The sequence below is a fragment of the Candidatus Nanopelagicales bacterium genome (assembly GCA_041393815.1).
In the GTDB taxonomy this organism is placed as follows: Bacteria; Actinomycetota; Actinomycetes; order S36-B12; family JAWKJK01; genus JAWKJK01.
In genome coordinates this window covers 499738-512785 of the sequence record JAWKJK010000001.1, presented here as the reverse complement: position 1 = coordinate 512785, position 13048 = coordinate 499738, and the positions used below count along the sequence as shown (strand labels likewise).

General features: G+C 74.3%; 7 protein-coding genes. 4 read left to right on the top strand and 3 right to left on the bottom strand.

Annotated elements, in window-relative coordinates; genetic code table 11:
- The first annotated feature begins 4 nt into the window (after window positions 1-4).
- Window positions 5-3334 carry a hypothetical protein gene (locus R2737_02330; GenBank protein MEZ5115081.1) on the top strand — a complete coding sequence of 1110 codons (3330 nt, stop codon included), beginning with the start codon at window positions 5-7 and terminating at the stop codon, window positions 3332-3334.
- 193 nt (window positions 3335-3527) lie between these two features.
- Here the strand turns inward: R2737_02330 and R2737_02325 are convergent, their stop codons facing one another.
- Window positions 3528-6212 carry an AAA family ATPase gene (locus R2737_02325; GenBank protein ID MEZ5115080.1) on the bottom strand — a complete coding sequence of 895 codons (2685 nt, stop codon included), beginning with the start codon at window positions 6210-6212 and terminating at the stop codon, window positions 3528-3530.
- Between the two features lie 608 nt (window positions 6213-6820).
- Between R2737_02325 and xdhA the strand changes: the two genes are divergently transcribed.
- Both xdhA and xdhB read left to right on the top strand, forming a co-directional pair.
- Window positions 6821-8338 carry a xanthine dehydrogenase small subunit gene (gene xdhA / locus R2737_02320; GenBank protein ID MEZ5115079.1) on the top strand — a complete coding sequence of 506 codons (1518 nt, stop codon included), beginning with the start codon at window positions 6821-6823 and terminating at the stop codon, window positions 8336-8338.
- Window positions 8335-10701: a xanthine dehydrogenase molybdopterin binding subunit gene (xdhB, locus tag R2737_02315; protein ID MEZ5115078.1), complete on the top strand. Its 2367-nt coding sequence runs from the start codon at window positions 8335-8337 to the stop codon at window positions 10699-10701. Before xdhA ends, xdhB begins: the two co-directional genes overlap by 4 nt.
- Before the next feature lie 30 nt (window positions 10702-10731).
- Here the strand turns inward: xdhB and R2737_02310 are convergent, their stop codons facing one another.
- Window positions 10732-11205: an Lrp/AsnC family transcriptional regulator gene (locus R2737_02310; protein MEZ5115077.1), complete on the bottom strand. Its 474-nt coding sequence runs from the start codon at window positions 11203-11205 to the stop codon at window positions 10732-10734.
- Window positions 11206-11315: 110 nt separating this feature from the next.
- Here R2737_02310 and R2737_02305 point away from each other — a divergent pair, with 110 nt between their 5' ends.
- Entirely contained in the window at window positions 11316-12482 is a 1167-nt protein-coding gene (locus R2737_02305; GenBank protein ID MEZ5115076.1) for a PLP-dependent aspartate aminotransferase family protein, read from the top strand.
- A gap of 19 nt (window positions 12483-12501) precedes the next feature.
- On the opposite strand, the gene R2737_02300 is transcribed toward R2737_02305, so the two are convergent.
- Entirely contained in the window at window positions 12502-13041 is a 540-nt protein-coding gene (locus tag R2737_02300) for an NUDIX domain-containing protein (protein MEZ5115075.1), read from the bottom strand.
- Between the last annotated feature and the right edge of the window lie 7 nt (window positions 13042-13048).

Here is a 13048-nt window from a genome sequence, read left to right as displayed (position 1 = left end):
CGTGATGACCCGCCGAGGCCGCGACCGTGGCCCGATACTCCGCAGCACCGCCGTGCTCGCGTGCGTCGCGCTCGTCGTCACGCTGCTGCCTTCGGTCGCGGCCTCGGCGGAGGGCCCGGTGACGATCACCTTCGACGGTCCCCCCGCTGTCGTCGGCCAGTCGGCCGCGACCGTGTACCCCGAGGTCCGGTTCAACCCCGACCCCAACGTCACCAACCTGTCCTACAGCTGCACCCCGCGGGTCGTCGCCGACGCGTCGCCGCCGTCCGCCCCGAACGCGGTCGTGCCCTGGTGCCCCGGCGGTGAGTTCGACCTGCCCGGCGGGCTGTTCGGCCAGCTCACCTCCGGCTCCACCGGGTCGGTGTCGCTGCGGTTCGGCGGGTACGGCACCTCCCAGGCCACGACCTCGTTCGTCCTGGAGGCGTTCGACTCCGGCAACGAGCTGCTGGCCTCGGCAACGGCGACCGGTGCGGTCGGTTCCCTGACCGTCACCGCGCCGCAGCCGACCATCACCGCTTTCCGGATCCGCCCGGCCAACCAGGCCGCGATCGGGTTCCGCTTCTGGGTCGACGACATCACCTGGACGCCCGTGACGGTGCCGCTGCCACCCGACTTCACCCTCACCCAGCCTGCCGGGACAGGTGGCAAGGTGAGCGTGCTCGAGGGCGGCACCAGCAAGCCCGAGCAGCTGACGGTCGCCCCGGTCAACGGGTCGGCGGGTCAGGTGACCTGGTCGGTCACCGGGCTGCCCGCCGGCGTCGCCGGGACCGTGACCCCGAACCAGGGTGGCGGACTGCTCACGTTCACCGCCGCCGAGGGCACCGACGGGACGTCCGGGACCGTGACCGTGACCGCTACGCCGGTGGACGCGGCGACCGGGACCGTCCCGCACTCGGTGACGTACGTCGTCACCGTCTCGACCTCGCTGGTCCTGCAGGCCCCGGCGACCCTGGATGTCCCGGTGTGCGGCCTGGTCCCCCTTGGGGTCGTGGCGTTCCCGCCCACGTCGCCTGGCGTCCTCACCCTCGCCGTGCAGCCACCCGTGCCCGGACTGTCGGTGAAGCTGCGCACGCAGTGGAACCAGATCCCGAACTCCGACCAGCCCCCGCTGGTCAGCGAGACGACGTCCACCAGCTCCCCGTTCGTCACCGGTGTCAACGTGAACTCGGCATCCCACGCGCTGCTGGTCACGGTCGACTCCGCGAAGCTCCCGGCCGACACCGCGACGACGACGGTGCGGCTCACGCTTTCCGGCGGTGGGCGCAGCATCACTCGGCAGATCGCCGTCACGGTGCACCGTCCGCGGTTGACCCCGACCCCGAGCGTCGTCCGGCCTGAGCGCGCGGTCGCAACGAGCGACGAGCACACCACGCCGCCGTTCGCGCGCCTTACCGTCGGCGTCGCACCGCCGGTCCGGCTGTGCCCGGGTACAACGGTGAAGGTCGGGTCCGCCGCTTGGCAGCCGGTGAACCTGGCTGTCGACGGCTCGTCGGTGAACCTCTCCGTGCCCCGCGACGCCACCTCGGGCGCGGTCCACGTCCGCTCGGACTGGTTCGGGACCGCCACCGGTGGTCCGGTGACCGTACGAACGGTCCGCAACACCACAGGCTTCGCGTTTCGGAACTACCGACCCGGGTTCGACTTCGGTGACGTGGTCAGTGCGTTCGGCGTCAGCGCCTTCTTCCACATCACGCTGTTCCCGGGCATCGACATACCCACCCCCGTCCCCTCGCCGGAGGCCGGCATCGTGCTCGGCGTCGCCAACGCCGTCTTCGACGGTGCCTGCTACGGGATGAGCGCGACGGCCCTCGAGCTGCGCGACCCGAAGAAGCTGGCGGCGTACGCGCCCGCCGGGGCGCCGGACGCCTGGCACCTGACCGGGCCCGGCGGCCCCAGCGACTCGCTACGGCACCGCATCGCTGCGTTGCACCTGACTCAACTGTCCACGCAGTTCGGGCACGCGTACTTCGAGGCGCGGGGCGTCACGGAGGCCATGACGCCGGACCAGCTGAGTGCCGCGATCGCCAAGGCCCGCACCTCGGGAGACCTCCCCGTGCTGGCGTTGGCCGGAGGCGGCTTCCACGTGGTGCTCGTGCACGACGTGCGCCCGGCCGGCTCCGGCGCCTGGGACGTCGACGTGTACGACCCGAACGTCCCGTACACCTCGGCGGAGGAGGCGCCGGGATCGGGCGATGCGGCACACGCGGCCGCCCTCGCGAACAGCGTGCTGCACGTGCAGGCCGATGGCGACTGGTCGCTTCCCGGCTCGACGCTGTCGAACCCCGGAGCCGGTGGCCAGGTGCGCGGCATGGCGCTGATGCCGGCCGGCAGCATCCCGACCAGCGTGACGCTGCCGAAGTTCTCCAAGCCCGGGGACGCCGAGAACGCGCTCCTGCTCGTGTTCGGCAGCGGGCCTGGCACGTCGGATCCGGCGCGCATCACCGCGATCCGCGCTAGGGCCGTCGCCCCGATGCTGGACGCCGGCACCGGCCCGTCGGGGGACGGCTGGTTCGTCGACGCCGGCGCCGGTCCGGTCGAGGTCGACGTGTCCGGCACCGCCGGAGGCACCTACCGGCAGACGGTGCTGGCCGACGGCTTCGGTGCAGCCGTGTCGCTGCCCAGCGCCCCGGGGCGGGAGGCGACGATGACCCTCGACCCCAGCGCCGGCTCGGTCGGACTGGAGCACGGGACAGTGCCCGGGTCCGTCGTGGTCGAGGCCGCCGGGCCGGACGGGAGCGGCGGCACCCGGACGGCGTCCCTCACCGTCCCCGGGGCGGCCGCCGGCACCGACGAGGTCGGCGTGACGCGGACGGGTGAGGTCGTGGTCGAGCACTCCGGCCGACCGGTCACCGCCACGCTGACCCTGACCGGAGCCCACGGCACGGCCTCCTCGACCGCCACGGCCACCGTGGCGCTCGGGACCGGGACGACCACCCTGCGGCCGTCCCGGTGGGACCGGCTCGGCGGGTCGGTCACGGTCACCGGCCCGTCCGGCCGGCAGGCCGTGTCGCTGCGCGCGGCGGCGTCGCCCACGCTCAAGGTCCGGGGCGTGAAGGTCCGCACGGTGGCCCGGCAGCGGGTCGCCATGGCCCGGATCTCGGTGCAGGGCGTGGCGTTCGGCGACAGCCTCAAGGCGGTCTGGACCGCGGTACGGGGCACGACGGTGCTGGCCCGCGCGACCCTGCCGGTGACCGGTCGCGGCAAGGTCCGCACCGCGACGTGGCGGCTGCCCGCCGCGGCGAAGGGCACCCGCGTCGTGGTCGTGCCCCTGCTGGTGCGCACCCGAGGCCTGGCGGTCACCACCGTCACCGGACGTCCCGCGGCGGGACGGTAGGGGGAACCGGTGGAGTGGATCTTCCGCGGAAGATCCACTCCACCGGCCCCCCGACGCGCTGGTGGCACCTTCGGCCACCCTCCCGGGCCGGCAGATTCAATCGGTGAGCGCAACGCTTGAGTGATTGGAGCGTTGCTGGTGGCTGTGACCTTGGCTGTGACTTCGGGTCGTGGTAGCGTCAGGCAACTGAGCGTCAGGCCACCGCGCCGGACCCGCTCAGGGCCCGGGCGACACCGCCGCGCGAACGCACCCCGAGCTTGCGGTACACCCGGGTCAGGTGGAACTCCACGGTCTTCACGCTGAGGAACAGCGCGGCCGCCACCTCGGCGTTGCTCATGCCGTCGGCGACCGCCATGGCCACCCGCAGCTCCTGCGCGGTCAGCTCCTCGCCCGCGGGACCCGGCGGAGGCACCGTCCCCCGGGGTGACTCGCCGGCCGCGGCGAGCTCGCGGCGCGCCCGCTCGGCCCACGGACCGGCCCGCACCGCGTCGAACGCCTCCAGCGCCGCCCGCAGGTGCTCGCGGGCCGCGGACGGCTGCCGGGACCGGCGCAGCCACTCCCCGTACAGCAGCCGGGTGCGGGCGGCCTCGAACGGCTCGTCGGACCGGTCGTGCTCGGCCAGCGCGGCCCGGAAGTGGACCTCGGGGTCGTCGCCGCCCGCGACGGCGTGCACCCGGTGGACGAGGGCGAGCCCGTACCGGTCCACGATGCCGTCCAGCCAGTCGCCGAGCTCGCGCGCGACCTCCCGCGCGTCGGAGGGCCGACCGGCGCCGGCGTACGCCTCCACCAGCAGAGCCAGCCCGTTGGCGACGGCGTCGCGGGCGCCGCGGCCGAGCAGCCGGGCGCCACGCAGCCGCTCCAGCCGGGTCATCGCCGCGTCCAGATCGCCCAGGGTCAGCCCGAGCAGGCCGTACGTGTAGTCCACCCAGTGCCGTTCCGAGCGCATCCCGGACAGCTCGAAGACCCGCTCGGTCTCGCGGATCGCGCGGTCGGTGCGCTCGCGCTCGCCGCGGGCGGCGGTCACGGCGGCGAGCCGGTGCCCGGCGCTGCCGTACAGCGTGCCCGCGATCGGGCCCAGCGACAGGCCCGCCTCGGCGTGCGCCACCGCGCGCTCCCACAGGCCGTCCCGACGGGCCATCTCCGAGGACAGCACCTCGGCGGCGATCACCGACAGGGGGTCGGCGATGCGTCGCCAGCGCCGGCAGGCCGCGGAGATCCGAGCCCGGTGCGCCATCGGGTCCTCGCCCAGCCACCCGGTGACCGTGGCCCAGTCGAACAGGTCGCCCACGGGCACGCCCTCGGCCCCGAGCGGGTCGCTGAGGTCGCGCGCCCGTCGCAGCCAGGTGGCCGCCTCCCGGTGCTCCCCCCGGGAGGTGTACGCGGAGCCGATGGCGAAGCACAGCCGCCAGGACGGCCCGGCCCCCGGTGCGCCGTCCGCGGCCCGGTCGAACGTGCGGTCGGCCAGCCGGCGCAGGGTCGGCAGGTCGTCCTCCTGCAGCGCGGACCAGATCCGGCTGGCGAGCGCCCGCTGTTCGACGTCGGGGGACAACGGCCGGTCCAACACGTCGTCGAGCAGGACGGCGGCCCGCTCGCTGTAGATGTCCTGGTCGCTGAGCGCCAGCACCGCCCGGGCCACCAGGTCGGCGTCGTCGGCGCCCTCGATGACCTGCCAGGCCCGTCGCGCGCCGGCCTCGGTGGCCGGGTAGAGCTCCGCGGCCAGGGTGAGCCGGCGCCAGCGGTCCGCGGGCGTGGCGCTGAGGGTCGCGGCCCGCTCCGCGACGGACGCGGCCAGCGCGCCGCTGCTGGACCCGGCGAGGATCCCCGCCTCCCGCTCCAGGGCCTCGGCCAGGACCGGGTCGGCGCCGACCGTCGCGTCGGACGCGTGCCGGGCGTAGCGGGACAGGTCCCCTCGGTCGTGGTACTCCTCCGCGAGCACCCGGTGCGCCTCACGTCGTTCGTCGGCGGTCGCATCGGCATGGACCGCGGACCGCACCAACGGGTGGCGGAACGCCACGCCCGGTCCGAGCACCACCAGGCCCGCCGCCTCCGCGGGCAGCAGCGTGTCCAGGCCCAGGCCCCGACGACCGAGCGCGGCGACGAGCACGGTCGGGTCGTCGGAGTCGTCGGCCGCCGCCAGCACCAGGGCCCGGCGTACGTCCGGCTCGAGGTCCGCCACGCCGCGCGCGTAGCGCTCGCGCACGGACGGGCCCACCGGGATCGGCAGGTCCAGCGGGACCCGCCCCGCCAGCACGTCCGCGGCCAGCAGGTCCGGGGCCTCCACCAGGGCGAGCGGGACGTTGCCGAGGGCGTGCGCGATGCCGAGGGCCACGTCCGGGGGAGTGCTGGGGGACGCCAGGGCCAGGACCGCGACCGCGTCGTCGTCGGCCAGGGGGCCGACCCAAAGCCGGGGCACGTCGACCAGCTCGGGTCTGCGGTCGATCTCCGGACGCGCGGCCATCACCACCGCCACCGGGTCCGCCAGCAGCCTGCGGACCGCGAAGCCCAGCGACGTCAGCGACACGTCGTCCAGCCAGTGCACGTCGTCGACGAACACCGCGAGGGGGCCGGACTCGGCGACGCCGGCGAGCGCCTGGAGCAGCGGCCAGGGACCGACGTCCACGTCGCCCGCCACGCGGCCGGTCAGGGCCATGGTGAGCGAGCTGAGCCCGGACCCGTTGATACCGGACTCGGCCTGCAGCGCGGTGGTGCGCACGACCGTGAAGCCGCTGGCCTCGGCATCGGCCTCGGCCGCGTCGAGCAGGGAGGTCTTGCCGATGCCGGGCTCGCCGATCAGCAGCAGCGCGCCGGCGCGTCCGGACGCAGCGCGGTCGAGTACGTCGCGCAGGCGGTCCCGCTCGTCCTCGCGGCCGACCAGCACCAGTGCCCCCTCCCGACTCGTCGGAGCACACCGTGGCAGAGGGGCCACGGCCGGAGGAAGACCCCGGTGGTGCCGGCCTCTCGGACCCCGGCTGCGTCGTGACCCCCTCCGGTGGAACGTTCGGCCGCACCCGCGTGGGCGGAGGCATGGCCGGAGGTTCCACCAGTGCCGGGGGACGACGGAAGCCCCCGGGTCGCGCAGCCGCCGTTCACCTTCCCCTTGTGAACGCCGGCCCGTTATCCCGAGGGCTCCGACGGGTGGCGACGCTACGTCCGCCGTTCGCCGAGCGTCAACGGACCGGAGGTCCTCTGTTCGATCGCCCTGTGGACGACGCTGTGGACACCGTGTGGGGAACGCCGGTTCGCCCTGGGGACAGCCGGTGCACGGTCGTGTGGAGAACCCGGAGTGCCCTTGGACGCCGGGCGTGTGACCTGCGCAAACGTCGTCCACGCCCTGTGCGTGCAAGAAACTTCGGAGCATTGCGTCCGTCGAACGACCTCTCCAGGTCGTTCCCCGGCCCCGACATTGCCCTCCGGCATCGCGGCCATGACCCAAGCGCCTGCTCCGAGACGGTGACACGGCCCGCTCCGGTGACTAGCGTCGAGGCCATGACCGAGCACGTCCTCGGTGCGGGGGCTGCCTCCTCCGTCGTCGGCTCCCGCCCGATCCGGTTCGTGCACGACGGCGGGATCCGCAGCGTCGAGGGGATCCCGTCGACCACCACGGTCCTGGCCTGGCTGCGCGAGCAGCAGGCGCGTACGGGGACCAAGGAGGGCTGCAACGAGGGCGACTGCGGCGCCTGCACCGTCCTGGTCGGTCGGCTCGCCGGGTCGCGGGACGACCCCGGTGGCCGGTGGGTCGAGCTGAGCGCCGTCAACTCCTGCCTGGCCTACCTGCCCACCCTCGACGGCGCCGCGCTGCTGACCGTGGAGGACCTCGGCGGCGACCATCCCGCACAGCAGGCCCTGGTCGCGGAGCACGGCTCCCAGTGCGGGTTCTGCACCCCCGGCTTCGTGATGTCGATGGCGGCGACGCACCAGCGGGCGCGCCGCACCGGGGTGACCCCCACGCACGCGCAGATCGAGGACGACCTGGCCGGGAACCTGTGCCGCTGCACCGGCTACCGCCCCATCCTGGCCGCGGCGCACCGCATGCTCGACGACCCTGCGCCGGGCATCGACACGGCCCCGCTCGTCCCGCTGCTGGAGCAGCTGGAGTCCGACCCGCCGCTGCACTACGGCGGGCCGCCGGCCTTCCACGCGCCCCGTACGGTCGCGGACCTGGCCGCCACCCTGGCCGCGCACCCGGACGCGACCCTGCTCGCCGGCGGAACCGACGTCGGCATCTGGACCAACAAGCACGGCCGGGCCCTGGCCGGGATCGTCTGGCTGGGGGCCGTCCCCGAGCTGGCGTCGGTCGAGGACGGCCCCGACGGGCTGCACATCGGCGCGGGCGTCTCCCTGGAGGACGGGTGGGCCGCCCTGACGCAGCGCTGGCCCCAGCTGTACGAGATGGGCTCGAGGTTCGCCTCCCGCCCTGTCCGCGAGGCCGGGACCCTCGTCGGCAACCTCGCCAACGGCTCCCCCATCGGCGACACCGCGCCCGTGCTGATCGCGCTGGACGCCTCGCTGGTGCTGCACCGGGCGGGGGAGGAGCGCACGGTCCCGCTGGAGTCGTTCTACCTCGACTACATGCGCACTGACCTGCGCCCGGGGGAGCTCGTGCGCTGCGTGGTCGTCCCCCCGCCCGACCCCGACCTGCGGCTGCGCGCCTACAAGGTGGCCAAGCGGTACGACAGCGACATCTCCGCGGTCTCCGCGGGGCTCGCGCTGCGGGTCCGCGACGGCGCCGTCGCCGACGCCCGCTTCGCATTCGGCGGCATGGCCGCGACGGTGCGCCGGGCCGCTCGGGCCGAGCGCGCGGTCGTGGGCCGGCCGTGGACCGAGGAGACCGTGCACGACGCCCAGGTCGCGCTGGCCGACGACTTCGTCCCGATGACGGACCTGCGGGCGTCCGCCGGCTACCGGGCCCGCGGCGCCGCGGCCCTGCTCGAGCGCTTCTGGCTGGAGACCCGCGAGGTCGACCCGGTCCCGGAGTCGGCCCTGAGCGTCTGGGGGGCGTCATGACCGCGTCGGCCGTGGGGACCGGTGTCGCGTTCCCGGCGCAGGTGGACCGGGTCGGTGTCGAGCAGCCGCACGAGGCGGCTCACCAGCACGTCGCAGGCGCGGCGCCGTACACCGACGACGTGCCCGTCGTGGCCGGCACCCTGCACGCCGCCCTCGGTCTGTCGCCGGTGGCGAACGGCCGGATCGTCGGGCTGGACCTGGCGGAGATGCAGGGGATGCCGGGCGTCGTCGCGGTGCTGACCGCCGCGGACATCCCCGGCGCCAACGAGTGCGGGCCGATCGTGGCCGACGACCCGGTGCTCGCAGAGCTGGCCTTCGGTCCCGACGGGACGGTCGAGGGGCGGGTCCGCTACGTCGGCCAGCCGGTCCTCGTCGTCGTCGCACGCACGCGTGACCAGGCCCGGGCCGCCGCCGCGCTGGCCCGCACCGCGGTCACCATCGAGCCCGAGCCGCCGGTCCTCACGGCGCGCGAGGCGCACCGGCGCGGCGATTACGTCATCCCGCCGATGCACATGGCCCGGGGCGACAGCGCGGCCGCGCTGGCCGCGGCGCCGCACCGTCTCACCGGCTCGCTGCGGCTCGGCGGCCAGGAGCACCTCTACCTCGAGAGCCAGGTCGCGTACGCGGTTCCGCAGGAGGACGGCGGGATGCACGTGCTGTGCAGCACGCAGCACCCCAGCGAGATGCAGCACGCGGTGGGCGGCGTCCTCGGCGTCCCCGTCAACCACGTCCAGGTCACCTGCCGGCGGATGGGCGGCGGGTTCGGCGGCAAGGAGTCGCAGAGCGCGCAGTTCGCCTGCATCGCGGCCCTGGGTGCGTGGATCCTCGGCGTCCCCGTCAAGGTACGCCCCGACCGGGACGAGGACGTCCAGGTCACCGGCAAGCGGCACGCCGTCGAGTCGGACTGGGAGGTCGGCTTCGACGACGACGGCCGCATCCTCGCGCTGTCCGCCACGATGCTCGCCGACGGCGGCCACTCGGCCGACCTGTCCGGCCCGGTCATGACGCGGGCCCTGTGCCACGTGGACAACGCCTACTGGCTGCCCGACGTCAGCGTGGACGCATACTGCGCGCGCACCAACAAGCAGAGCAGCACGGCCTTCCGCGGTTTCGGCGGCCCACAGGGTGCCCTGACCATCGAGTCAGTCATCGACGACATCGCCCGTCACCTCGGCCTGGACCCGTTGGTGGTGCGGCGCAACAACTTCTACGGCGTCGACGAGCGCAACGTCACGCCGTACGGCATGACGGTGCCCGACAACGTCATCGCCGACCTGGTAGACCGCCTCGTCGAGGAGTCGGACTACGAGGAACGACGGGCCGGGGTCGCGCGCTTCAACGAGTCCAGCCCGGTGCTCAAGCGCGGCATCGCCCTGACCCCGGTGAAGTTCGGCATCTCGTTCAACCTGTCCCACCTCAACCAGGCAGGCGCGCTCGTGCACGTCTACACCGACGGCACCGCGCTGGTGAACCACGGTGGCACCGAGATGGGGCAGGGGCTCAACACCAAGGTCGCCCAGGTGGTGGCGCACGAGCTCGGGCTCCCCCTGGAGCGGGTCCGCGCGACCGCCACCGACACCCAGAAGGTGCCCAACACCTCGGCGACCGCGGCGTCCAGCGGCGCGGACCTCAACGGCCGCGCGGCCCAGAACGCCGCGATCCGCATCAGGGACCGGCTCGTCGCGTTCGCGGTGGAGCGCTACTCCGTCGCTGCCGACGACGTCGAGCTCGCGAACGGCCTGGTCCGGGCGGGCGACCGGACGATGCCCTTCGCGCAGTTCGTGAAGGCGGCGTACGAAGCCCGGGTCCAGCTGTGGAGCGACGGCTTCTACGCCACCCCGGGGCTGCACTGGGACTTCGAGCGCGTCCAGGGCCGGCCGTTCTTCTACTTCAGCTACGGGGCTGCCGTCAGCGAGGTGCTCCTGGACACCCTCACCGGCGAGCACCGGGTACTGCGGGCCGACCTGCTGCACGACGTCGGTGCGTCGCTGAACCCGGCCATCGACCGCGGGCAGATCGAGGGCGCCTACGTCCAGGGCGTCGGCTGGCTGACCCAGGAGGAGCTGTGGTGGCATCCGGAGACGGGGGCCTTGGCGACCTTCTCGCCGAGCACCTACAAGATCCCTGCGGTGCACGACCTGCCTCCTGACCTGCGGGTCAGCCTGTGGGAGTCGCCCAACACCTCCGACACGGTGCACCGCAGCAAGGCGGTCGGCGAGCCGCCGTTGTTGTTGTCCTTCAGTGCCTTCCTCGCGCTTCGTGACGCGGTGGCCGCTCTGGGTCCGCCGGGCTGCCTGCCCCCGCTCCGGGCTCCGACGACGCCCGAGGCCCTGCTCGAGGCGATCGACGCCGTCCGAGCCTGAGCGGTCGTACGGCGGCATGTCGTGCGAGTCTCAGTCGAGCGCGCCGCGCCCGCGCATGTGCTCGAAGATCAGGTGCGTCTCGGTGTGCCGCACGGCGGGGTGGACGGTCAGGTGCTCCAGCACCAGGTCGCGCAGCCCCTCCGCGGAGTCGGTGGCCACGTGCAGCAGGTAGTCGTCCTCCCCGGCCACGTGGAACACCGAGATCACCCCCGGGATGCGGCGCAGCGCGGCGTGGAAGGACAGCACGTGGTCGCGACTGTGGCTGCCCAACCGCACCGCCACCACCGCCTGCAGCGGTCGGCCGAGGGCGGCCGGGTCGATGTCGGCGTGGAAGCCCCGGATGACGCCGGCCTCGCGCAGCGCGCGGACCCGGGTCAGGCAGGTCGAGGGAGCCACTCCGACCCGGGCGGCCAGGGCGTTGTTGGCGAGGCGGCCGTCGGCGGCCAGCTCGCGCAGGATGGCCCGGTCGATGTCGTCCAGCCCGCTCCGCACGTCGTTCGGCACGGGACCCAGGATGCCCCATCCGGTCGAACGATCAGCGGCAGACCAACGACCCGGCGACCAGGAGTTCGACGGCACTAGACGTCAACCGATGATCGTTCGATTCTGAGCACATGACCGGGCTCGACACCCGCGCGGTGCACGCCGGACGCGACGACTTCGCCGCCCTCGGGGTCCACGCGCCGCCGATCGATCTGTCCAGCACCTACCCGCTGCCCGACCTCGAGGCCGGCGGGCTGTCGTACGAGTCGATGGCCGGCGGCGGGCCGCCGCTGGACTCCGGCGGCCTGGTCTACCAGCGGTTGTGGAACCCGACGGTGGCTCGCTTCGAGCGAGCACTGGCCGACCTCGAGGGCACCGCCGAGGCGGTCGCCTTCGGATCGGGAATGGCCGCGGTGACCGCCAGCGTCCTGGCCGCCACCCGCGAGCGCGGCCGGCACGTGGTGGCCGTCCGCCCGCTGTACGGCGGGACTGACCACCTGCTCGGCAGCGGGCTGCTGGGTACCGAGACCACCTTCGCCCCAGCCGACGGCGTGGCCGACGCGATCCGCCCCGACACCGGTCTGGTCGTGCTGGAGACGCCCGGCAACCCCACCCTGGAGCTCATCGACATCGCCGCAGTCGTCGCCCAGGCGGGTGGCCCCGACGGCGTCCCCGTACTGGTGGACAACACCTTCGCCACTCCCGTCCTACAGAACCCCGCGGCACACGGGGCCACGCTCGTGCTGCACAGCGCGACGAAGTACCTCGGCGGCCACGGCGATGTGGTCGGCGGCGTCGTCGCCTGCGACGCGCCTTGGGCGGCGGCGCTGCGGCGGGTGCGGGCCGTCACCGGGGCGCTGCTGCACCCGCTGTCGGCCTACCTGCTGCACCGCGGCCTGCCCACGCTCCCGGTGCGGGTGCGCGCTCAGCAGGCGGGGGCGGAGAAGGTCGTCGCCCGGCTGGCCGTACACCCGGCGGTCGCCCGGGTCTGCTACCCCGGGCTCCCGGAGTGCGACCCGCTCGCGCTGGTCGGCCGGCAGTTACGCGGTCCCGGCGCGATGGTCGCGCTCGACCTGGCCGGCGGCTACGACGCGGCGGCCCGGATGACCTCGCGGGTACGGCTGTTCACCCACGCGGTGTCGCTCGGCGGGGTCGACTCGCTGATCCAGCACCCGGCCGCGCTGACCCACCGGCCGGTCCCGCCGGACGCGCGGCCGTCGGCTGGTGTCGTACGGCTGTCGATCGGGCTGGAGGACCCCGCCGACCTGCTGACCGACCTGGAGCAGGCACTGGCCTGATCCGCCGGCCCGGGCCCGGTCAGGGGGCCCGCAGCGCCGTCCGCGCGGCCGCGACCAGGGCGGTCACCGAGGTGTCCTCGCGCGGCACGTCGTCCCAGTCGAACCAGGCCAGGCCGAGTGACTCGTCGCTGGCCCGGGGCACCGCTCCGCCGGGCGCGAGGGCGACGTACTGCACGTCCAGGTGGTCGCGCCCGGGTGCCGGCCGGCACGGTGCTGGGTGCCGGTCCAGTCGCACCGGCGAGTCCAGCAGCACCAGGCCGTCCAGCCCGCTCTCCTCGGCGGTCTCCCGCGCCGCGGTGTCGCGCAGGGATGAGTCGCCCGGCTCGAGGTGGCCGCCGAACTGCAGCCAGCGGCCCACCCTCTTGTGCAGGTGCAGCAGCACCCGGCCGGAGTCGGGGTCGACCACCAGGGCGCCGGCGGTCAGGTGCCCGGCGTCGCACTCCCGCCACAGCCCGTCCGGGTGGGCGTCGAGGAACGCCAGGTAGTCGTCCCGCAGCGCTGACTGCACCGGGTCCGGGGCCGTCCACCCGGACAGTTCCGTGCGTACGGTCTCCAGCACGTCGGCG